This is a genomic window from Nonomuraea sp. NPDC050394 (assembly GCF_044459065.1).
Classification (GTDB): domain Bacteria; phylum Actinomycetota; class Actinomycetes; order Streptosporangiales; family Streptosporangiaceae; genus Nonomuraea.
On sequence record NZ_JBITIO010000005.1, the window covers coordinates 207,777 to 228,940 of the forward strand.

General features: G+C 68.8%; 24 protein-coding genes and 1 tRNA gene. 12 read left to right on the plus strand and 13 right to left on the minus strand.

Annotation, left to right across the window (positions count from 1 at the left end):
• The first annotated feature begins 902 nt into the window (after positions 1-902).
• Entirely contained in the window at positions 903-2,006 is a 1,104-nt protein-coding gene (locus tag ACIBKY_RS21875; RefSeq protein ID WP_397098776.1) for a D-alanyl-D-alanine carboxypeptidase family protein, read from the plus strand.
• Here ACIBKY_RS21875 and mscL read toward each other — a convergent pair.
• The 3 genes from mscL to ACIBKY_RS21890 are packed head-to-tail and all read right to left on the minus strand — an operon-like array spanning position 2,003 to position 3,764.
• Positions 2,003-2,401 carry a large conductance mechanosensitive channel protein MscL gene (mscL, locus tag ACIBKY_RS21880; RefSeq protein WP_397098778.1) on the minus strand — a complete coding sequence of 133 codons (399 nt, stop codon included), beginning with the start codon at positions 2,399-2,401 and terminating at the stop codon, positions 2,003-2,005. The two genes, ACIBKY_RS21875 and mscL, sit on opposite strands and share 4 nt — an antisense overlap.
• 23 nt (positions 2,402-2,424) lie before the next feature.
• The gene (locus tag ACIBKY_RS21885) at positions 2,425-2,967 is read right to left on the minus strand and encodes an SAF domain-containing protein (protein ID WP_397098780.1); all 543 of its coding nucleotides are present in this window, start codon (positions 2,965-2,967) and stop codon (positions 2,425-2,427) included.
• Positions 2,964-3,764, minus strand: a complete 801-nt coding sequence (locus ACIBKY_RS21890; protein WP_397098782.1) for an S-methyl-5'-thioadenosine phosphorylase — start codon at positions 3,762-3,764, stop codon at positions 2,964-2,966. The genes ACIBKY_RS21885 and ACIBKY_RS21890 overlap by 4 nt, the downstream gene beginning before the upstream one ends.
• 129 nt (positions 3,765-3,893) lie before the next feature.
• Here ACIBKY_RS21890 and ACIBKY_RS21895 point away from each other — a divergent pair, with 129 nt between their 5' ends.
• Complete coding sequence (locus tag ACIBKY_RS21895) at positions 3,894-5,861, plus strand: MFS transporter (RefSeq protein WP_397098784.1); 1,968 nt, start codon at positions 3,894-3,896, stop codon at positions 5,859-5,861.
• On the opposite strand, the gene ACIBKY_RS21900 is transcribed toward ACIBKY_RS21895, so the two are convergent.
• The 3 genes from ACIBKY_RS21900 to ACIBKY_RS21910 all read right to left on the minus strand — a co-directional run bounded on the left by ACIBKY_RS21900 (position 5,862) and on the right by ACIBKY_RS21910 (position 8,322).
• Positions 5,862-6,158, minus strand: a complete 297-nt coding sequence (locus ACIBKY_RS21900) for an FmdB family zinc ribbon protein (RefSeq protein WP_397098786.1) — start codon at positions 6,156-6,158, stop codon at positions 5,862-5,864.
• 66 nt (positions 6,159-6,224) lie between these two features.
• Positions 6,225-7,730 (minus strand): potassium/proton antiporter, encoded by a 1,506-nt coding sequence (locus tag ACIBKY_RS21905; protein WP_397098787.1) that lies wholly within the window; start codon positions 7,728-7,730, stop codon positions 6,225-6,227.
• Positions 7,731-7,752: 22 nt separating this feature from the next.
• On the minus strand, positions 7,753-8,322 hold the full coding sequence (locus ACIBKY_RS21910; RefSeq protein ID WP_397098789.1) for a 5-formyltetrahydrofolate cyclo-ligase: 570 nt from the start codon (positions 8,320-8,322) through the stop codon (positions 7,753-7,755).
• A gap of 24 nt (positions 8,323-8,346) precedes the next feature.
• Between ACIBKY_RS21910 and galU the strand changes: the two genes are divergently transcribed.
• The 7 genes from galU (at position 8,347) to ACIBKY_RS21945 (ending at position 12,910) form a co-directional block, all read left to right on the plus strand.
• A complete protein-coding gene (galU, locus tag ACIBKY_RS21915; RefSeq protein WP_184967425.1) occupies positions 8,347-9,249 on the plus strand; it encodes a UTP--glucose-1-phosphate uridylyltransferase GalU in 903 nt (300 codons plus the stop codon).
• Positions 9,236-10,423 (plus strand): gephyrin-like molybdotransferase Glp, encoded by a 1,188-nt coding sequence (gene glp / locus ACIBKY_RS21920; protein WP_397098793.1) that lies wholly within the window; start codon positions 9,236-9,238, stop codon positions 10,421-10,423. Before galU ends, glp begins: the two co-directional genes overlap by 14 nt.
• Complete coding sequence (gene moaC, locus ACIBKY_RS21925; RefSeq protein ID WP_397098795.1) at positions 10,420-10,887, plus strand: cyclic pyranopterin monophosphate synthase MoaC; 468 nt, start codon at positions 10,420-10,422, stop codon at positions 10,885-10,887. Before glp ends, moaC begins: the two co-directional genes overlap by 4 nt.
• Complete coding sequence (locus ACIBKY_RS21930) at positions 10,884-11,360, plus strand: molybdenum cofactor biosynthesis protein B (protein ID WP_397098797.1); 477 nt, start codon at positions 10,884-10,886, stop codon at positions 11,358-11,360. The genes moaC and ACIBKY_RS21930 overlap by 4 nt, the downstream gene beginning before the upstream one ends.
• Positions 11,361-11,400: 40 nt before the next feature.
• Positions 11,401-12,045 carry a GNAT family N-acetyltransferase gene (locus tag ACIBKY_RS21935; protein ID WP_184967430.1) on the plus strand — a complete coding sequence of 215 codons (645 nt, stop codon included), beginning with the start codon at positions 11,401-11,403 and terminating at the stop codon, positions 12,043-12,045.
• A gap of 136 nt (positions 12,046-12,181) precedes the next feature.
• Positions 12,182-12,784 (plus strand): hypothetical protein, encoded by a 603-nt coding sequence (locus ACIBKY_RS21940; protein ID WP_397098799.1) that lies wholly within the window; start codon positions 12,182-12,184, stop codon positions 12,782-12,784.
• Positions 12,785-12,833: 49 nt separating this feature from the next.
• A tRNA-Ala gene (locus ACIBKY_RS21945) sits at positions 12,834-12,910 on the plus strand.
• Positions 12,911-13,154: 244 nt separating this feature from the next.
• On the opposite strand, the gene ACIBKY_RS21950 is transcribed toward ACIBKY_RS21945, so the two are convergent.
• The 4 genes from ACIBKY_RS21950 to ACIBKY_RS21965 form a co-directional block, all read right to left on the minus strand.
• A complete protein-coding gene (locus tag ACIBKY_RS21950; RefSeq protein WP_397098801.1) occupies positions 13,155-13,775 on the minus strand; it encodes a hypothetical protein in 621 nt (206 codons plus the stop codon).
• Positions 13,776-13,876: 101 nt separating this feature from the next.
• On the minus strand, positions 13,877-14,941 hold the full coding sequence (locus ACIBKY_RS21955; protein ID WP_397098803.1) for a hypothetical protein: 1,065 nt from the start codon (positions 14,939-14,941) through the stop codon (positions 13,877-13,879).
• Entirely contained in the window at positions 14,938-15,354 is a 417-nt protein-coding gene (locus ACIBKY_RS21960) for a hypothetical protein (RefSeq protein ID WP_397098805.1), read from the minus strand. Before ACIBKY_RS21960 ends, ACIBKY_RS21955 begins: the two co-directional genes overlap by 4 nt.
• Positions 15,355-15,432: 78 nt before the next feature.
• Positions 15,433-15,861: a hypothetical protein gene (locus tag ACIBKY_RS21965; RefSeq protein ID WP_397098807.1), complete on the minus strand. Its 429-nt coding sequence runs from the start codon at positions 15,859-15,861 to the stop codon at positions 15,433-15,435.
• Positions 15,862-15,933: 72 nt separating this feature from the next.
• Here ACIBKY_RS21965 and ACIBKY_RS21970 point away from each other — a divergent pair, with 72 nt between their 5' ends.
• Positions 15,934-16,320, plus strand: a complete 387-nt coding sequence (locus tag ACIBKY_RS21970) for a helix-turn-helix domain-containing protein (protein ID WP_397098809.1) — start codon at positions 15,934-15,936, stop codon at positions 16,318-16,320.
• Positions 16,321-16,502: 182 nt separating this feature from the next.
• Here ACIBKY_RS21970 and ACIBKY_RS21975 read toward each other — a convergent pair whose 3' ends face one another.
• From ACIBKY_RS21975 to ACIBKY_RS21985, 3 genes are all read right to left on the minus strand, one after another.
• Positions 16,503-16,994, minus strand: a complete 492-nt coding sequence (locus ACIBKY_RS21975; RefSeq protein WP_397098811.1) for a hypothetical protein — start codon at positions 16,992-16,994, stop codon at positions 16,503-16,505.
• Positions 16,995-17,130: 136 nt separating this feature from the next.
• A complete protein-coding gene (locus tag ACIBKY_RS21980; protein ID WP_397098812.1) occupies positions 17,131-17,736 on the minus strand; it encodes a hypothetical protein in 606 nt (201 codons plus the stop codon).
• A gap of 338 nt (positions 17,737-18,074) precedes the next feature.
• Positions 18,075-18,788: a hypothetical protein gene (locus tag ACIBKY_RS21985; RefSeq protein ID WP_397098814.1), complete on the minus strand. Its 714-nt coding sequence runs from the start codon at positions 18,786-18,788 to the stop codon at positions 18,075-18,077.
• Positions 18,789-19,088: 300 nt separating this feature from the next.
• Between ACIBKY_RS21985 and ACIBKY_RS21990 the strand changes: the two genes are divergently transcribed.
• Together ACIBKY_RS21990 and ACIBKY_RS21995 are read left to right on the plus strand one after the other, a co-directional pair.
• Positions 19,089-19,814: an ABC transporter ATP-binding protein gene (locus tag ACIBKY_RS21990; RefSeq protein WP_397098816.1), complete on the plus strand. Its 726-nt coding sequence runs from the start codon at positions 19,089-19,091 to the stop codon at positions 19,812-19,814.
• Between the two features lie 38 nt (positions 19,815-19,852).
• Positions 19,853-21,127: an FtsX-like permease family protein gene (locus ACIBKY_RS21995; RefSeq protein ID WP_397098818.1), complete on the plus strand. Its 1,275-nt coding sequence runs from the start codon at positions 19,853-19,855 to the stop codon at positions 21,125-21,127.
• Positions 21,128-21,164 lie beyond the last annotated feature (37 nt).

The window sequence follows — 21,164 nt, forward strand, 5'->3', positions numbered from 1 at the left end:
GATCGCCAGCGATCCCCTGGCCGATCATGGCGCGTGGATAGCGTCGGGCGGGTGACGAACAGGGGACGTAAACAAAGGCCCACCGTGCTGGTGGCCGCGTTGCTGGCGCCGGCGATCCTCGCTGGCGGGCTGATGGTGGGGGAGGGCGTCGGGTACGACGGGGAGCGCGTCGCCGGGGACGGGGTGCCGCCGGGGGTGGGGTTGGCGTTTGAGCCGGTTTATGTTCCTGCGCCTGCTCGGGCGGATCTGGTCTATGAGGGGAGCTTGCCTGCGCCTCGGACGCCGCAGGAGGTGAGGGTGCGGGTGGTGGATGTGCCTGCGGTCCCTCCTGCGGGGGAATCGGTGGTGCGGCGGGAGACGCCCGAGCCGCTGCGAGAGCGAGAGCAGGGGAGTGTGTGTCCGGGGGAGTGGGAGGAGACCTGGCTCTGGGAGTTGTGCCGGGAGCGGGAGCAGGCTCCGGCCTGACGGACCGCCTGCGCGGTTCCGGTCAGACGGACTGCTGTGCGGTTCCGGCCTGACGAACGGCTGTGCGGTTCCGGTCTGACGGGGCTGAGGGCGTGGTTTCGGCCAGACGGGCTGATGGCGCGCGTTCGTCGGGCCCGATGAACGGCGCGTATCCGGCCTGACGAGCGAACGGCGTGACGGACTGGTGGCGGGATCGCGAAGTGCCGGGGTGAGGCGCGGGCGGTGTGTGGGTGGGCAATGGGCTGGGGTGGGGGGCTCCAGGTTTGGTAGGTGGTTGGGTCAAGCGGGTTGAGTGCTGGGTGGACGGCTAGTGAACTGGGAGGGGCGGGGCGGGGATGTGGGTTAAAAACCCTAAACGGGATATAGCGGCTCTCCGGAGTTGGGTCCGGGCACTCGGGGGGCTGTAGTAACGTGCGTGCCTGACCAAGGTAACGAGTGTGCAAACGGAGGAGTCGAGCGTGCCAACTCCTCGATCAGCGGGTCTGATCGCGGTCGTCGTGGCGATGACTTCACTGTTCGCACCTCCGGTTCGTGCCGAGGCTCCAACCAACGTTCCCCCTGCCGCTGTCGTCGTGGATCCCGGCAGTCTTACGGAGCTTCGCAAGGAAGCCGAGAAGTCGGCCAAGGAGCTTGAGGACGCCACCAAGGCGCTGGAGCAGCGGCGGGCGAAGGTCGCTGCCCAGGAGAAGGAGCTCAAGACCAAGCTTCGCGCCCTTGATGAGGCCGAGAGCCAGCTGGCGGAGATTCGCAAGCCGGTCTCGCGCCTGGCCGAGCTGTTCTATCAGCAGCCCATCGGTGGCGACGGGATCATCCCGTTCCTGTCGGGGGATGCCGGGGTCGGGACGCTTCGGGCCATGAGCGATGCCAGTCAGATCGTCGCCGTCCGGCAACTGGCCGTTGAGCAGACCAGCAGGCTCTACAAGGAGACGGAACGGCTGGCCGCCGAAGCTCAGGAGCTGCGGGCCGGGAACCTGCTGGCCGAGGCGCAGATGGCGGCGGAGATCGACACCCTGCGGCTGCGATCGGACAAGATCGTGAAGTCGTTGACCGCGGCGCTCGTGAAGATGGGCATCAAGATTGACAAGGTGGGGCGGGCGGCCCTGGCCTGTAATCCGCTGCGGATCACTGCGGCCGACGCCTATCCGAACGGGCTCATCCCGCGTACGCTGCTCTGCCCGCTGCAGCAGCGCGGGCACATGTTGCGGGCCGACGCGGCCATCGCGTTCGTCAGCCTCAACGAGGCCTATCGCCGGCAGTTCGGACGGCAGATCTGCGTGACCGACGCCTATCGCAGCCTCTCCGAGCAGCAGTCCGTCTACTATCGGCGGCCGGGGTTCGCGGCGGTGCCGGGGCGGAGCAATCACGGGTTCGGCCTGGCGGTCGACCTGTGCGGAGGGGTGGAGCGCTTCCGGTCGGCCGAGTTCAACTGGCTGGAGAAGAACGGCAAGCGATACGGGTGGTTCCACCCCGACTGGGCTTACAGCAGTCCGTTCGAGCCCTGGCACTGGGAGTACGATCCCAAGATCGACTCGCTCATCTAGGCAGGGGTGAGCTCCGAGGTGCAGGCCGGGCAGCGCGTGGCGGCCTTCGGGATCTCCGTGAGGCACTGCGGGCACTCGTGGTGTGTCGCCTCCTCGCCGGCGGCCAGGCGGTCCTTGTACGAGGTGTACGGCCGGACGATCAGGAAGTAGACGACCCCGGCGACCAGCAGGAACGAGATCAGCGCGTTGATGAAGTTGCCGTAGTTGAAGTTTGACTGCCCGATCGTCAGCTTCAGCGAGGAGAAGTCGGGCATGCCGCCGAAGGCGGAGATCAGCGGGGTCAGCAGGTCGGCCACGAACGAGTTGACGATGGCGGTGAAGGCCGCGCCGATGACGACCGCGACGGCCAGATCGATCACGTTCCCCTGCATGAGGAACTTCTTGAATCCACTCATGTGCAGGGATCGTAGTCTAATGATTACGCAGGGTGAGGCTTAAGGATAACGGAGAGCCGTCCGCCGGACTGGGCCGCGGCGAGCTGGGCGGCCTGTGTCGTCGTGGTGGCCAGTACGACGAGGGCGCCCTGGTCGTCCTCTGTTCTCGGCGTCGAAAGGACGGTGACGTCGTCGGCCACGAGCTGGGCGGACTGGCTTTCCCATGCCGCCAGTACGCCGATCGTCGAGCCGGGCTTGATGAGCTTCGCGGCGTCCGGGTCGGCGATGCGGACGGGCGCGGCCACCAGGCCGGGCGCCAGCCGTACCGGATGGAGGAGGCGGACGTCCGTGAGGGGCTCGCCGCGGCGCATCGGCGCCGCGAGCACGCCATCCGCGGGCGGCGCGCGAAGGGCGCCGTCGGGGGGCGCGTTCAGCGGGGCCAGGCGCAGATCGCCCGGGCGCAGCGTGCCGGGGGCCAGGTCGCGGGCGGCGACGACCACGGGGGTGCCGGGCTCGGGCAGTACGGCCAGCAGGGCGGCGAGGGTCGCGGTGGCGGCCAGGACGGCCGCGATCAGGCGGCGTCTCATGGCAGGTCGAAGGGGAGCTTGATGCCGTCGAGAGTGGAGCCGCAGGGGCAGGTGCGCTCCTCGGGCAGGGCCTTCACCGTGTCTGCCACCAGCGTGCGCATGCGGGCGACGTTGCGCGCGAAGAAGGCCAGGACCTCGTCGTGGGTGACGCCCTCGCCCGCCTCCACGCCGGCGTCGAGGTCGGTGACCAGCGACAGCGAGGTGTAGCAGAGGGCGAGCTCTCTGGCCAGGATGGACTCGGGGAAGCCGGTCATGCCGACGATCGTCCAGCCGTTGGCGGCGAACCACCGCGACTCGGCGCGTGAGGAGAAACGCGGGCCCTCGATGACGACGAGCGTGCCGCCGTCGACGGTGTTCCACTCGCCGGCACGGGCGTAGGACACCGCCACCGCGCGGCCGGACGGGCAGTAGGGGTCGGCGAAGGAGACGTGGACGGCCCCGCCCATGTCGTAGTACGTCTGCACGCGGCCGGAGGTGCGGTCGACGATCTGGTCGGGGACGACGATCGTGCCCGGCCCGTGCTCGGCCTTGAGCGAGCCGACGGCGCTCGGCGCGAGGACCTGGCGCACCCCGAGCGAGCGCAGCGCCCAGAGGTTGGCGCGGTACGGGATGCGGTGGGGCGGGAAGCGGTGGTCGCGCCCGTGTCTGGGGATGAACGCGACCGAGCGCGAGCCGATGCGGCCGACGGTGACGACGTCGCTGGGTGGCCCGTAGGGGGTGGTGAGGGTGATCTCCTCCGCGTCGTCGAGCAGGGAGTAGAAGCCGGAACCGCCGATGACGCCGATGTCTGCACGCATGCCGCAGAGATTAGCGGGCGGGGTTGGGGGGTGGGTGGGGCAGAGCGGCGTTCTGTGGACAGCGGGGAGGCTGTGGATAGAGGTGGCTCCGATAAGTAGTCGAAAGACTACACACAGTACGATCTCGATATGCGGCAAAAGGGGCTGGGCCTCATCATCATCGCGCTCATGCTGGGCATGCTGCTGGCGGCGCTCGACCAGACGATCGTGTCCACCGCGCTGCCGACGATCGTGAGCGACCTCGGCGGGCTGGAGCAGTTGTCGTGGGTGGTCACGGGGTACCTGCTGGCCAGCACGGTCTCCACGCCGCTGTGGGGCAAGCTCGGGGATCAGTACGGCCGCAGAGGGTTGTTCATCGGGGCGATCGTCATCTTCCTCATCGGATCGGCGCTCTGCGGGCTGAGTCAGAACATGGGCCAGCTCATCCTGTTCCGCTCCCTTCAGGGGCTCGGCGGCGGCGGGCTCATGGTGCTGGCCCAGGCGATCGTGGGCGACGTCGTGCCGGCCCGCGAGCGCGGCAGGTACCAGGGCTTCTTCGGGGCCGTCTTCGCCGTCTCCAGCATCGTCGGGCCCCTGCTCGGCGGCCTGTTCGTGGACCATCTGTCCTGGCACTGGGTCTTCTACATCAACCTGCCGGTCGGCGCGGTCGCGCTGTTCGTGATCATCGCGGTCCTGCCGGGCCACGAGAGCAGGACCAGGCACAAGATCGACTACGCGGGCGTGGTGACGATCGGCGGCGCCACCAGCTGTCTGGTCCTGATCGCCACGTGGGCCGGCACCATGTACGCGTGGTCGAGTCCGCAGATAGTCGGACTCGGCCTCGCCGCCGTCGCGCTCCTCATCGCGGCATATTTCGCGGAACGGCGGGCGGCCGAGCCCATCATGCCCCTCAAGCTGTTCAAGCTCAGAGCGTTCTCGATGACGTCGATCGTGGGCTTCGTGGTGGGGTTCGGCATGTTCGGCGCCCTCACCTACCTGCCGCTCTACCTGCAGACGGTCCATGGCGTCAGCGCCACGCTGTCCGGCGTCCATCTGCTCCCGATGATGGCCGGCATGCTGACCATGTCCATCGTCAGCGGCCAGATCATCTCCCGCACCGGCAAGTACCGATTCTTCCCGATCGCGGGCACCTTCATCGCCACCGTCGGCATGTTCATGCTCTCCCGCCTCACGGAGACCAGCAGCACCCTGGTCATGAGCATCGACCTGCTCGTCCTGGGCGTCGGCTTGGGGATGACCATGCAGGTCCTGGTCATCGTGGTACAGAACGCCGTCGACTTCGAGGACCTCGGCGTGGCCACCTCAGGCGCCACGTTCTTCCGCTCGATCGGCGGCTCCTTCGGCGTCGCCACGCTGGGCGCGGTCTTCACCGGCAGGCTCAACGCCGACATGGCGGAACTGGTGGCCAGAACCCCCATACCGCCCGGCGTCGACCCCGCGAACATCCAGAAGGACCCCACACTCATCCAGAAGCTCCCGGAGCCCCTGGCCCAGGACTTTCTCCACGTCTACGCCGACGCGATCGCCACCGTCTTCCTGGTGGGCACGCCCATCCTGTTCGTCGCGTTCCTGCTGTCCTGGTTCATCCCGGAACAGCGCCTGCGCGAGACCACCAAGGCCATGGACTACGGCGAGGGCTTGGGCGCGACCTCCGCCGAGCGCTCCTCGCTCGCGGAAGTGGAAAGAGGTCTGGTACGGCTGGCCGACGCCGATCTGCGCAAGGACTACTACGTACGCCTCGGCCAGCTCGCGGGCCTGTCCGGGCTGCCTCCCCAGAGCGTGTGGGTCATCGCCAGGCTGGGCGGGGAAGGCTGGGTCAAGGCCGCCGACCTGGCGGAACGGGCCAACGTCAGCAGGCAGGAGGGCCGGCCGTACGTGGACAGGCTCACCGAGCGCGGACTCGTCACGCGCTCGCCCGACGGCGACTCGCTACGGCTGACCGAGCAGGGCGACGCGGCGGCCGAGCGGCTCCTGGAGCAGGCCAAGGCCGGGCTGGGCAGACTGGTGGCGGATTGGGGGCCGAGCCCGCAGCTGGTGCGGCTGTGCGAGCGGATCGCCCCCGAACTGCTCGGCGCGGACGCCGACCGGCCGGGCTGATCAGCTGGAGGCCGCGGCGGGGGTGCTGGACTTCTCCGACGACGAAGAGGAGGAGGTCGACGGGGTGGCGGTCTTCTCCGGGGTGGAGGACGCGGGCGTCGTGGTGGCGCTCGTGGACGACGAACGGTTGTCGGTCTTGTAGAAGCCCGACCCCTTGAACACGATCGCTGCGGCCGAGAACACCTTGCGCAGTTTGCCCTCACAGCTTGGGCAGACGGTCAGCGCGTCATCGGAGAACTTCTGAACGACCTCGAGAGGCTGCCCGCAGTCGTTGCAGACGTACTGGTACGTGGGCACGCATTCCTCCTCTGGGTTGGCACTCGACCGTGGCGACTGCTAATGCTAACCGATGGGGTCAAACTTTCATTCCAGACCCCGCTCGCCGTACCATCCGGCCAGCTTGCCACGGCGGCTGACCGCCCGCAGCCGCAGCTCGACCTGTTCGCGGCAACTCGCGGTGGTCACGACAAGCAACTGATCTTCCGCCCTGATCCGGGTGGTCGTGGCCGGAACGAACGATCTGCCCTCGCGCACGATCAGCGTGACGTTGGCCCCGGCGGGCAGTCGTAGCTCGAAGATCTCCACGCCGTGCAGCAGGGAGCCCGAAGGCACCTTGACCTGCAGCAGGTCGGCGTTGAGTTCCTCCAGCGGGGCCGCCTCCACCTCCAGGTCGTGCACTTCGCCCGGCGCGCTCACGCCCAGAATCCTGGCCACGAACGGCAGTGTGGGCCCCTGGAGCAGCGTGAACACCATCACGATGACGAACACCTGGTTGAAGATGTCCTCCGACCCCTTCACCTCGGCCGCCCAAGGGATGGTCGCGAGCACGATCGGCACCGCCCCGCGCAGTCCCGCCCAGGACAGGAAGGCCTGTTCGCGCAGACCTGTCCTGCCCATGCGGGCCATCCGGGCCAGAAGCGCCGAGACCATGACCGAGATCGGCCTGGCCAGCAGCACCAGGACCGTTCCCGCGATGAGGGCGGGGACCACCGCCTTGGGCATCTCGCCGGGGCTGGCCAGCAGTCCGAGCATGACGAACAGCAGGATCTGCGCCAGCCACGCGGCACCCTCCGCGAAGCCCCTGGTGGCGGCCCTGTGGGGGAGGCGGGCGTTGCCGAGGATCAGCGCCGTCAGGTAGACGGCCAAAAACCCGGAACCATGCAGGTGTACGGCACCGCCGTACGCCAGGAAGGTGAGGGAGAGGACCGCGAGCGGATAGAGGCCGGAGGCGGCCAGCGCGACGTGGCGCAGCGCCAAGGCCCCGAGCGGGCCGACGGCCAGGGCCACGACGGCGCCGATGAGCAGTTCGGCGCCGGTTTTCATGACGAACTCGCCGAGGCCGGGGATGGGGTCGGCGACGCTGCTCAGCAGGACGACCGCGATGACCGTGGGGGCGTCGTTGAAGCCGGACTCGGCCTCCAGGATGCCCGCCAGGCGCGGTGGCAGGGGCAGGCGGCGCAGGACGGAGAAGACCGCGGCGGCGTCGGTGGAGGCCAGGACGGCGCCGAGGATCAGGGCGGCCCGCCACTCGTAGCCGAGCAGGCCGGCGACGGCCAGTGCGACGACCAGGATGCTCACGGCCACGCCCACCGTGGCCAGGATCAGCGCGAGGGGCACGGCCCGGCGAACGTGGTTCCAGTTGGTGGTCAGACCACCTTCGGCCAGGATCACCGCCAGCGCCGTGAGGCCGATGTGCTTGGCCAGGTTCGGGTCGTCGAACTGGATGCCGAAGCCGCTCTCACCCAGCAGCAGCCCGAAGCCGAGGAACAGAAGCAGGCTCGGCAGCCCGCTGCGGTGGGCGACGCGGACGGAGGCGATGGCGGCGATGAAGACCGCGCCACCGAGAAGGAGCCAGAACTCGACGGTCACCTGGCCCCCTCTCCCTTTGAAGTCACATAAGCCTAGTGAGTCCCATCGGAGTCACCGCATAACGGACCCGCTCGTCGTGGGCTTCGGCGGGGACGCCGTCGATCAGCTCGCCGTCGTGCAGCAAGGCGACCACGGGGACGTTCGGACCGACCCTGGCCAGGGCCCGGTCGTAGGAGCCGCCGCCGCGCCCGAGCCGGACGCCGGTACGGGCGTCGACGGCGAGCGCCGGGACGATCACCAGTGCGGCGGTACGGATCGCGTCCACGCCGCGCCGGGTGTCGATGGGCTCCATGATCCCGGATCGTCCGGGTGCGAGGGTATCGGGCCCGTCGTATACCGCCCAGTCCAGGTCGTCATCATCTTTGTGCACAGGCAAGATCACCGTGGCCCCGTGTTTCCACAGGGCGAAGACAAGCCCGTGCGTCTCCGGCTCGCTTCCGATAGACCAGTAGCACGCCACCAGCCCCGCCATCTGGACCCACGGCTGATCAAGGAGGGTTTCCCGGATGCTTGTCGCGTTTGCCCTGCGTTGCTCGGGGGAGAGAGAGGTACGCGCCTCGATCAGCTCGCGGCGCAGCTTCATCTTGTCCACAGGTACCTCCACTAGGGTCTACTCATGGCTGACTTCGACCCTGTGACGAAAGCCGTCGTGCCCGCCGCGGGTCTGGGCACCCGGTTCCTCCCGGCGACCAAGGCGACACCCAAAGAGATGCTGCCCATCGTCGACAAGCCCGCGATCCAGTATGTCGTCGAGGAGGCCGCCTCCGCCGGACTCCTCGACGTCCTCATGGTCACGGGGAAGAACAAGCGGTCGATAGAAGATCACTTCGACCGCGCCTTCGAACTGGAGGAGGTGCTCGAAGCCAAGGGCGACGAGCACAAGCTGTCCCAGGTCCGCGAGCCCGCCGCGCTGGCGACCCTGCACTACGTGCGGCAGGGTCAGCCGAAGGGGCTCGGCCACGCCGTGCTCTGCGCCAAGCAGCACGTCGGCGACCACCCCTTCGCCTGCCTGCTGGGCGACGACCTGATCGACTACCGCGACGAGCTGCTCAAACGCATGATCGAGGTGCGCGGCACCTACGGCGGAAGCGTGATCGCGCTCATGGAGGTTCCCAAGGAGCAGGTCTCCCTGTACGGCGTCGCCACCATCCAGGCCACCGGCGAGGACGACGTGGTCAGGGTGACCGACCTGGTCGAGAAGCCGCCGGTCGAGGAGGCGCCGTCCAACTGGGCGATCATCGGACGCTACGTCATCGACCCCGCCGTCTTCGAGGTGCTGGAGAACACCCCGCCGGGCCGCGGCGGCGAGATCCAGCTGACCGACGCCCTGCGCACGCTGGCCGGGCGGTCGGGCTCGGAGGGCGGGCCGGTGCACGGCGTGCTGTTCCGCGGGCGCCGCTACGACACCGGCGACAAGCTCGACTATCTGCGCACCGTGGTGAAGTTCGCCGCCGACCGCCCCGACCTGGCCCCCGAGTTCGTTCCATGGCTGCGGGAGTTCCTTCGTGAAATCGGTTGACGCGCACCTGGCCGAGATCCTGGCCACGGTGCGTACCCTGGCGCCGCTTGAGCTCGAGCTCGAGCGGTCGCTGGGCACCACGCTGGCCGAGGAGGTCGGCTCCCCGGTGCCGTTGCCGCCGTTCGACAACTCGGCGATGGACGGCTACGCCGTACGCGCGGCCGACCTCGCGGCGGTTCCCGTCACGTTGCCGGTGATCGACGATGTGGCGGCCGGATCCGACGAGCTGCGTGCCGTCGGGCCGGGTCACGCGGTACGCATCATGACCGGCGCGCCCGTTCCGGCCGGTGCCGACACCGTCGTGCCGGTGGAGTGGACCGACGGCGGCACCGTCACGGTCACGATCAACCAGGCCGCGCCCCTCGGCAACGCCATCCGCCGGGCGGGTGAGGACGTGCGGGCGGGCGAGGTCGTGCTCCGCCCCGGCACGGTGATCGGTCCCGCCCAGCTCGGCATCGTGGCCGGCGTCGGCCGCCGCCGGGTGTGGGTGCGCCCGCGCCCGCGCGTGGTCGTGCTCTCCACCGGCGCCGAACTGGTCGAACCCGGACTCCCGCTCGGCCCCGGCCAGATCTGGGACTCCAACAGCTTCACCCTCACCGCCGCCGTCCGCGAGAGCGGCGGCGACGGCTACCGCGCCGCGACCGTGGGCGACGACCCGGCCAAGTTCCTGGAGCAGCTCGACGCCCAGCTCGTGCGGGCCGACGCCATCATCACCAGCGGCGGCGTCTCGATGGGCGCCTACGAGCCGGTCAAGGAGGCGCTCGCGCCGCTTGGCACGGTCCGCTTCGAGAAGGTCGCGATGCAGCCGGGCATGCCGCAGGGCTTCGGCGTGGTCGGCGAGGACCAGGTGCCGATCTTCGCGCTTCCCGGCAATCCGGTCTCGTCCTTCGTCTCCTTCATGTTGTTCGTACGGCCGGCGCTGCGGAAGATGCGCGGGCTGCCGGCCGGAGCCCCGGAGACGTTGACGGCCCATGTCGTCGGGCCGTTGCGTTCGCCCGCTGGCCGGCGTTCCTACCTGCGCGGCGTGCTGTCGGAGGACGGCACCGTGACCCCGGTACGCGGCCAGGGTTCCCACCAGCTCGCGGCGCTGGCCTCGGCCAACGCCCTCATCCTGGTGCCCGAGGACGTCACCGACGTACCGGCGGGCGCTTCTGTGCAGGTGATCAGACTGTGAGCTTCACCCATCTCGACGAATCCGGCGCCGCCCGCATGGTCGACGTCTCCGCCAAGGACGTCGGCGCGCGCACCGCCACCGCGACCGGCCGCGTCCTGCTGTCGGACGAGGCCGTGGCGCTGCTGCGTTCCGGCGAGGTGCCGAAGGGCGACGCGCTGGGCGTGGCCAGGATCGCCGGCATCATGGGCGCCAAGCGCACGCCCGACCTCATCCCGCTGTGCCATCCGATCGCGCTGCACGGGGTGAAGGTCACGCTCGACATCGTCGACCAGGGCGTGGACATCACCTGCGTCGTCAAGACGGCCGACCGCACGGGCGTGGAGATGGAGGCGCTCACCGCGGTGTCGGTGGCGGCGCTGGCCCTGATCGACATGGTGAAGGCGGTCGACCCGGCCGCGGTGATCACCGACGTACGGGTGGAGGAGAAGACCGGCGGCAAGACCGGCCATTGGACGCGGCCATGATCCGCGCATTGGTGATCACGGTCTCCAACCGCGCTTCCGCCGGGATTTACGCCGACAAATCCGGACCTCTTCTGGTTTCGCTGCTGGGCGAGGCGGGGTGTGAAGTGGACGGTCCTGTGGTGGTTCCGGACGGCGATCCGGTCGAGGCCGCCCTGCGCGACGGCGTCGCCGGCGGATACGAAGTGATCATCACTACCGGCGGCACCGGGCTCACGCCTATGGATCTCACTCCGGAAATGACCGCCCGGGTAATTTCCCGGGAAATTCCCGGTATTGCGGAGGCTGTCCGGCAGGCGAATCGCGAAAAAGTGCCGACCTCGATTCTGTCGCGGGGTCTGGCCGGTCAGGCGGGCGACACCCTCATCGTCAACCTGCCCGGCTCCAGTGGTGGCGTGCGGGACGGCGTGGCCGTACTCGCGCCCATCCTTCAGCACGCGGTCGAGCAGGTCCGCGGCGGCGACCACCCGCGCTGATGCGTGGCGACATGACGTCCGATGGGGGGATGATGAGGGTGTGGATCGACTTCGTGGCTGGCCGGCGACTCTGAGCGAAGGGCCAGTGGGTCTGCGGCCGCTGCGGCTGGGAGACGTACGGGTGTGGCGCGAGACGCGCCTGCGCAACGCCGAATGGCTGCGCCCATGGGAGCCGAGCAACCCGGAGACGCCGCTGTTCAGGACCGGTCTCGGACCGTACGTTTCCATGGTCGGCACGCTGCGCAGGGAAGCCCGCCAAGGCATGGCGCTGCCCTGGGTCGTCACCTACCAGGGGCGTTTCGCCGGACAACTCACCATCGGCGCGATCGTGTGGGGATCCGCCCGGTCCGCACAGGTCGGCTACTGGGTCGACGGCGCGCTCGCCGGTCGCGGCATCACGCCGACGGCGCTCGCCCTGGCCGTCGACCACTGCTTCTTCACCACCGGCCTGCACCGCATCGAAGCCAACATCCGCCCGGAAAATCACGCGAGCAGAAGAGTGGTTGAGAAGCTCGGTTTCAGGGAAGAAGGCATTCGGCGTCGCCAACTCCACATCGACGGAGCCTGGCGCGACCACATCTGCTACGCGTTGACCGTCGAGGACGTTCCCGGCGGTCTACTCGTGCAGTGGCGTCGCGCGCGTGAGTCAGCCGCTCACGGTGGGTCTCCGGTAGAAGAGGTTTGACGATCTCGCGACACACCGCATCGAATGCTCGTCAATTAGTGACACGCGGTCTTACGGTGCGTGACGTGAGCACATCGAAGACGCCAAGAACACACAGGCGTTTTCATGCTGCCCTTATTCGTGTCCGGAGGTGGTCGTGAGCAGCGTCCTCCTCTATCTCGCCATCGTCGTCATGTGGTTGTGCGTCCTTGTCCCGATGTGGTTGCGCAGGGACAAGACCAACCTCGCCGAGCTGGCCGAGCTCGAAGAGGAGTACTACACGGGCGAGCACCAGCTGCCGGACCTGGAGCAGGTGCAGGGCGCCTCGCTGATGGACCAGCCGGATACCGGCGAGTACTCCATCGAGGAGCCCGCCGCGCCCGTCGTGGACCCTCGGCAGTTCCGCGCGCGGCGTCGGGCGATCATCGTGGCCCGGCGGCGGCGGTTGCTGTTCTTCACGTCGTTGCTGGTGATCGCGTCGCTGGTGACGGCGGCGGTGCGGATGATGCCGTGGTGGGGGGTTGCTCCCTCTGTCGTGGTGATGGCGGCTTATCTTGGGTTCTTGCGCATCGCCGTACAGGTGGATCAGGAACGGCGGCGCCGCGCCGCCCAGTCCCGTGCCGAACGGCGGCGGCGGGTGCGGGAGCAGCGGCGGCTGGAGGCCGAGCGGGAAGCCGAGATCATCGAGTTCACGGCACGGCAGCCGGACGTCCTGTTCGACCAGTACGCGGAACCGCCTCGGCGGGCCGTCGGGGACTGAATGTGTGGCGCGAGGACCCCTGGGAGTTTGCTAATCTGGTCGAGTCCTTGGGGATGTAGCGCAGTCCGGTAGCGCACTTCGTTCGCATCGAAGGGGTCAGGGGTTCGAATCCCCTCATCTCCACCAGGGGCCGTTCTTGAGACGGCTGGACTGAAGTTGACGGGATCCCGTCTGATCATCGCGATCGGACGGGATCTTGTCGTTTCAGGGCTTTCCGAATCGGGTTCGTCCTGGTTTGAGAGCCGTGGAGCAGGTGTCCGGGGAGGCCCGGGTGGTATCAGGCCGCTGGTGGAGGTCCGAGTTCGCGTCGCTGGGCATGGCGATGCCGGCTCCGGGCTGGGTGCTGCGACAAGGTGATCTGACATGTGGCTTATGGGGCGGGTGGTGGCCTGCTCCGGCCCGTGAGCGGCGAGCGGTCGAGGTGCTCCGCCGGGATCTCATGGATGTCGGTGGATGTGTCGGGCTCGTTCGGGGGCTGGCGGGTGTGGCGCCACTGGTCGAGGAAGTGGTCGTTGGCGACGGTGACGAGCAGCGCGACCAGGATGGTCTGGGCGACGCGTCCGTGGGCGAGCCGGTTCTTGGGATCGCCGAGGTCGAGGTCGTGTCCCTTGAGTCTGCCGTTGATGCCTTCGGTGTTGGCGCGGACGGACTTGTAGGTTCCGATCCAGGCAGGGCTGAGGTAGGGCACGTCCTGGCGGAACTTGTCGAGGTGGCCGAGGTCGTCCTTGCGGACGGTGATGCTGTGCTGGTGGCAGATCTTCGGCAGTTCGCCGGCCTTCAGGTCGGGCTGTGGGGGAAGGACGCGGGGTTTGGCCGCCGGGTGAGCGGCTCGTTGCCGGGCGTCGGTCAGGTCGACCGCGGTGGGGCGGCTGGGGCCGCGCTGGTGGAGGCGGTCGAAGCGGGGGCAGGTCAGCGATGGGGAGGTGCCTGCTGCCGGGCATTGGAAGCGGACGGTGCCGCCTGTGTTCGGGCTCTGTTTGAGGCGCAGCAAGTACGGCTCTCGCGCGCTGATGAGCGCGGTGAGTTCTTACGATGGGGTGCGGATGGCGGCGTCGTCCAGACCGGTGGTCGCCTGGGCGAGCCGGTCGGGCATCAGTGGGCAGGCCAGGCTGCCGTCGATGAGCAGGGCGCCGTGGATGCTGCCCTGCACCCCTCGTTGATCCACTTTGTATCGAGGGCGAGCCGGTAACCGAGCTCTCGTGCGGGCTGGGCGAAATGGCCGGGTTGCTGGTCGGTGTAGGCGCGGTCGACGGCAGCGAATGCCGCGGGCAGGCCGAGGGTGGCCAGGGGTTTGAGGGTGGTGATGGCGTTGGCGCCGATGCGTTTGTGCGGGGTGTCCAGGACCAGGCCGAGCGCCAGCTGCGGGAAGGAGCCGAGCACGGAGCGGGTGCGGGCGGCGACGGTGAGGGTGGCGCTGTAGCCGTACTCGGGTGGGCTGTTGCCGGCCGAGTGGTGCCAGCCTGCGGTGATCTCGGTGGAGGCGAGGAGTTCTCCGGTGGAGCGGCGGGCGTGGGGCGGGCGGGCGAAGACCGGGGTGGCGGTGGTGTCGATGCCGACATCGCCGCGGAAGTGCCGGAGGTAGCCGCGGCCTTTGGCCCAGCGCACCGGGGTGAGCACCAGCGCGGTGACGATGTCCTGCAGCAATTCCCGCTGGCGCGAGCGTGCTGGGTCGTCATCCTCCCAGGCGGTGGCCAGCGCGTCGGCCTGATGCTGGAGCAGACGGGCGCGCCGATCGTGGCGGGTCGGATCCAGCAGAGTGGTGAGCCGGTCGAAGGCCCGGTAGAAGCGGCGGGAGGAGGCGAGGACCTGGTGGACATCTTCGGGGTTGATGTCGGGCAGGCCGAGCCGGTGGCGTGCGGTGGCGCTCAGGCAGAAGGCGGCGATGCGCCAGGCTTCGACGAGGGTGGCCTTGCCGGTGTGGTGGATGGACAGCAGCAGGCAGATCAGCACCGCGGCGATGGGCAGCCCGGGCGGGCCGGGTCTCGGGCCGAGTTCGGCGTCGATCAGCGGCAGGATGCCGGAGTCGTCCAGCAGCCGGGTGTAGTGGCTGGTGACCGCGTCCGGGATCTGTGCCGTCTGCTTGGCAGGAGGCCGGGGCCGGGTGGCTCGGGCTCGGGTGGTGCGCGGCGGCCAGGCGCGTGGCTTCGCCGTACTCACCTGTCGCGGCCGCGCAGCCGCGCGACCGCGGTGGGCTCGTCCAGGGCGGGGACGAGATGGCTGTAGCGGGCCAGCGCGGAGGCGCTCATCCCGGCCGCGGCGGCCACCACGCCCAAGTCGATCCGCGCGCTCAGCAGTTCGACGATCCAGGAGGAGCGCAGCCGGCGCACCGACAGGGCGGGCAGGCCACCGGTCGGCGGGTGGCGGGCGGTCCAGGAGCTGAACAGGTTCTTGGCGTGCCGGGCGGCGCGCCCAGGCCGGAAGACGAAGGCGTCGCCCGGCCGGTCGGCGGCGCGGGCCAGGACGTCCTCCCAGGCGGCGCGGCAGACGATCAACCGCTGCGTGCCGGGGACGGTCACCACGATCGCGCCGGATTCCAGGCGACGCAGATGCCCGGTCCGGACGGCGGCCACCTCCCCAGAGGTCAGACCACAACCGAAGGCGAGCGCCATCAACGCCAGCGCGTCGCCTCTGGCCTGGCCGGGCAGGCGTTAGGCCCAGCCACGAAGGCAGCCGAGCTGGGCAGGCGAGTATGGCGGGCTGACCTTCTTGGGGGTTTTCATCGGCGGCGGCGTTTGTTCGCCGCGTTCCAGCCAGGCCAGCGTGGCACGCATGTGCCGCAACCAGCTGCGGTAGGTCTGCGCCGAACTCGGGGCCAGGTCGGTGCAGCCGGTCAGGACGAACGCGTCGATCGTCTCGTGCCGCAGCCACACTGCCGGGTCATCGGGCAGTCCGGAGCGGTGGCACCACACGGCCAGGCGGGTGGTCGCGGTGAGCAGCCGCTCGACCCGGTAGGGGGAGCGGTCGGCGCTGGCGGCGACCAGCATCCGCACATGCCCGCAGATGTGATCCCACTCCGGCGGAGCGTGCAGCGGCCGGTAGCAGGTGATCTTCGTCGAGGTTTCCGCGTCGAGGGTCACACCCCACCCATAGCGGCAGAACAACCTGCCATTACTGAGTGTGAAGACTTCTACCGAAAGGAGTGCATTGTCATGGTCGGAGGACGTGCGCGGTCCCGCTCGCCCCGGGACCTGGCCCAGGACCCGGAGAACTGGCCCCACGCGGACCTGTCCGGCCATGTGGCCGCAGCCGTCGTCCAAGCCATCGCCGCCTCCCTGCGAGCAGTGATGGAGGAGCGGGGGCTGAGCTTTCGCCGCCTGGCCGAGCTGTCTGGGGTCAATCGGCAGACCGTCAACGACGTGGCCGTCGGTCGTTGCTGGCCGGATGTAGCCACCATCGCCCAGCTGGAGGCTGGGCTGTCCGTCCGGCTCTGGCCTGTCCCCGCCCGGCGGATCCTGAGGAATCTGACCCGTGGCGGACACGCTTTCGCCCTGGTGAGGGCATCGCTGATCCTTCCCACCCGTCCCTCCCAGCGGTAGGGCAGGTGAAATCGGCTCGACGCCTCTCCTCAAGACACCCCATCCGGGTTACTCTCGGGAGTGCGCGAGACACTGTCAGTTAGAACTTGGAGGGTGCTCACGCAACCTCGGGTGCCGCCGAGCTGATCCCTCGGCGGCACCCTGCTCGTTCACGGCATGCGCCGTGGTCAGGGGACGGACCGTCAATCGGCCTCCTCGCGCGGTGCGTGACCGTTGATCCCGGTGGCGATCGCGTAGAGGCCACCATCATCTCGGCGCAGCCAGCCGTCGGACACCAGTCGCTGCAGCCGCGAGCGCATCCCCTCCACCTGGGAGCGAGTATCCGGCTTGCCGATCGCCTGCACGACTTCCCGCGCACGCATCGGCTCATCGGAGGTGGCCAGCAGTGCCACCACCTGCCGACGAAACCCGCGCAACGGCGGCAGCGGCGAGGCCGGCTCTTCGGGGATGTCGCCGGCCAAGTCGGTTGGCTCGCCCTCGGCGGCCACAGCGTCTTCGGCGGATAGTTCGGCTTCGTCGGGTTGGTCGTCGGTGAACTCCATCATGACCTCAAGGGCGTGGGTTAGCCGCTGCAGCTGCCCCTCTGCCACTGCCAGCTGGTTTCGCAGTTCGTGGACGTGCTGTTGTGCAGTGCTCTTGGCTTGGGTTACACGCTCCACCAGCGACGCCACCATCGCCTCCCTCTGGGAGAAGAAGCCGTACCGCCCGGCGCATTCACATCACAGCGCCCATCAACTCCACACTGTAAATGGTGCAGCACTGGCAGTCACTACCGCCATTAAGATCAACACCTATACGTGATGCCCAGAGTCACCGACCTGCAGGCCGAGCGGGCAGCCAGTCTTCGCACGACACCTCAAGCCGGTCCCTCTCCGCAGTGCTTTCGAGGATGCAATCGGCCCCGCCGTCGTAGGGGTGGTAGATCCGGCTCATGCGCATATCGGTGATCAAAACGCCAGCTATGACATCGTCAGCCACCGCTCTCAGCAGCGGGTCGAGGACTCCCGGCCGCCAGCTCCGGCGTGTCACCAGCATGTGGGAGTAGATGGAAAACTCCTCGCCCTCCTCATCCTCCGTGACCGTCATCCACAGGCGCGCCCCGGGGTTCAACGTCAGCGGCTCTGGATACTTCAGAGGCTCGACGAGCTCACGCTCCCCTGTATAGGCGGCGGTGACCACGAACACCTCCTGGCCGTTGAACAGCGCAGACAACACAGTGTTGTGCCGGTGAAGCAGGATGTCGTACTCGGCCGGCGTATCGGCATACCGCTTGGACTCAGGAAGGCTGTGAAAGCGAACCCAGCGTGAGGCGTAGAGCCATCTCAGCTCGGAGCCGTCAGGTGGACAATCCGGCCAGTTCGCCTGCCACCGCTCACTCAACTCCGGGCACTCATCGAGCACGCAGCGCCACGTCATGCGGCCAGCGTAGAGAGATGGCCGACCAAGACGCGAAGGCATTTCACGGGCTGTCGGCCAGCCAGCCCCGTGACAGCCTAGCTGGGAAACGATCACGTCATCACTGGGAAGCGATCTTCCTTGCTGCTCTTCCGCCCCAGGTCGAACCTATTCGTGAACACCCCACAAGGGGGCCGTTCTTGAGACGGCTGGACTGAAGTTGACGGGATCCCGTCTGATCATTGCGATCGGGCGGGATCTTGGCGTTTCGGGGATTTGAGGCCTGTGGGTCGGCGAGATGGGTGGCTTGGGTGCTTTCACGTGGTCGCCAAGCGGTCTCGCGACTCCACTGCCAGGAACTACGTTGATCGGCGGTTCTCGCCGGGAGCTTGCCTGGCTTCGTCTGGGCATCGGGGGCCGGCCCATGGTTGCCATGCGCCGGTGTATCTTCTCCCACTGACGCGATCAGCTTCGGCGCAGGCGTCGATCAGATGCTCTGTCGTGAGAGGAATCGCGGCCACGTACACCTTGCCCACATGGCGGCAGAGCACCGAACAGTCGTTGAAGGCTTCCAGCGGCTCGCCCGCCACCGCGGCCAGATACTCGAACTTCCATCCGAGAGGCCCCGATATCGCCTTGAGCTGCTGCAGAGTGTGCCGGCGTCCACTGAGCATGCCGTTGATGGTGCTGCGGGACAGGCCAGTGAACGGCAACTCCATTACCCCGAAGCCGCGGTTACGGATGAGGCCGGCCAGAATGTTCGCGAATCCCGCTTCGGCGGAGGCTGTGGGTACTCCGTCTTCCTGGGCCACATCCGCCGGTGCCAGGCGTGCGACATAAGCCTCAAGCGACGCCAGTTGGGCGTGGTCACAGTGGGTCACTCGATATGCGAACTCACGTAAGGCCCGGTGATCCCGCGGAGGCGGCAACAGGCGCGCCGGCACCGAGAGGCCCGCGACGGCCAACGTGTCAGCGATGGGCAGGTCCAGTTCCTCCGCGACCTCGCGCAACCTTGCCAGGTCGTAGCGCCTGCCCTCGATCGCGAGTTTCGACAACATCTCAGCCCGAGGCACGTCCCTCACCCTAGAAGGGGCCTTCCCGGATGGCCACCCGGCCAGGGAGCGCACGGGGGAGGAGGAGTACGTCCGGCGGTGGGACGGCGTGGCCTTCCCCCTGCGTGAGCTGAACACCTTGGAATCCTGGCTCAAAGATCACTGATTCTCCCGGGCTATCGTTCAGCCCGGCCTCTCAAGGAGTCGAGTGGCGTGCCCACCCCCAGCGCGTACCGATGGCTCTCAGGGTTGAGGGGTCAGGGGTCAATCGGGGGGATGCCCGATGGGCGGTGACCGGCCTTTTCCGGCACGCTGCTGACCATGAGTGATCATGCTGTTGTTCTTGAGGAAGTGACCAGGACATATGGGAAGGGTGCCACCGAGGTGGCGGCGCTCGGCCAGGTCAGTGTCGGGTTTCCGCGTGGGAGTTTCACGGCCGTGATGGGTCCGTCGGGATCGGGGAAGAGCACGCTGCTGCAGTGCGCGGCGGGGCTGGACCGGCCGGACTCGGGCGCGGTCCGCATCGCCGGTCAGGACATCACCCGTCTGGGGGAGAAGGAGCTGGCGGTACTGCGCCGTGACCGGATCGGCGTCATCTTCCAGGCTTTCAACCTGGTGCAGTCACTGACCGCCTGGCAGAACGTGATCTTGCCCAGCAGGCTGGCCAGACGGCGGCCCGACTCCACACGCGTGCGGGAACTGCTGCACCGGGTCGGGCTGGCCGGGCGGGAAGGGCATCGACCCTCGCAGTTGTCCGGTGGCCAGCAGCAGCGGGTGGCGATCGCCCGCGCGCTGCTGGGCAGGCCGGAGGTGCTGTTCGCCGACGAGCCGACGGGGGCGCTGGACCGCCGTAGCGGGCACGAGGTGCTGGCCTTGCTGCGGGAGGCGGTCGATGAGTTCGGCCAGACGGTGGTGATGGTCACGCACGATCCGGAGGCGGCGGCCGGGGCCGACAGCGTGCTGTTTCTGACCGACGGGCGGATCGTCGACATTCTGAACAGGCCCTCGGCCGACCAGGTCGGCATGCGGCTGGGCGGCCGGCGGTGACGGTCGTACTCGCATGGAACAACGTCCGGACCAATCGGATGGGTTTCGCCGCTTCGTTCGCCGCGGTGCTGCTGGCTGTGATGCTGGTAGGTGGCAGCGGCATGGTGGTCGCCGGCGCCGGAGCGGTTGACGAGCTGAACGGCGTCATGGGGTTGCTGGTGCTGTCGGCCGTGGTGTCGGGGTTCGTGTCGGTCTTCGTGGTCGCGGGCATGCTGAGCCTGTACGTGCTGCGCCAGCGCAGGACCTGGGCGCTGCTGCGGTCGATCGGCATGACGCCGCGGCAGGTGAGCGGGCTCGTCACGGCGGAGGCGATGGTGGTGGCCGTGCTGGCGAGCGTGGCGGGCTGCCTGCTGGCCGTCCCGTACGCGGCGGCGATGGCGGCGTTCATGAGGATGACCGGGCTGGCGCCGACGGGCATCCCGGTGAAGGTCACGGCGGGGCCGTTCATCCTGGCTCTGGTGGTGGGGTTGGTGGTGACACTGCTGGCGGCTCGGGCCGCGGCACGCAAGGCGGTGGGCGTGGGACCGCTGGAGGTGCTGCGGGAGAGCGCGGCGCAGCGGCGGTTGCTGCCCTTGCCCAGGGCGGTCGTCGGAGTGGTGGCGTTGGCCGGGGGCATCGTGCTGCTGTACCTGGTGCCGCAGGTGAAGGCGTCGGCCACGGTGCCGACGGTGCTGGGAGCGACGATGGCGCTCTGCGTGGGCGCGTCCGCGCTGGGCCCCGTCGCGCTGCGCGGGATGGGCTGGCTGTTCGGTGCCGTGGCGGCCCGGCTCGACCCGGGCGCCGGGATGCTGGCCAGGTCCTCGCTGGTCACCCAGCCACGCCGGGCGATGGCGGCAGCGTCCCCGGTGATGCTGACCATCGCGCTCGCCTGCACCTTCTTGTTCGCCGTCGCGACCACCGACGCGGTGGCGGACGTCACCCGCACGGGGCCGGCGGCGTGGGCGGCCCCGGTGCTGGTGGGATCGGCGGTGGCCTACACCGTGATCTCGGTGCTCAACGCGACGGCCATGACGATGGCCGAGCGGACCGAGGAGATCCGGCTGCTGCGTACCTTGGGGACCAAGCCGCGGCAGCTCACCAGGATGGTGTGCTGGGAGACGCTGACCGTGACGTGCGCGGGAACGCTGCTCGGAACGGGCATCGCCGCCGCATCGCTCACCGCGCTCGGCAGGGCCGCGACCGGCCGGACGTGGTTCGCCTTCTCCGTGCCGCAGTACGCGGGGCTGGTCCTGGTCTGCGTGGTGAGCGGCCTGGCCGGAGCGCTGTTCTCCACACGGAAGGCGCGGCGCGGGTCACTTGGGCCCGATGACTGACCTCGAGCGCGGTTCCGACTCGGCGGTGGCCGTAGTG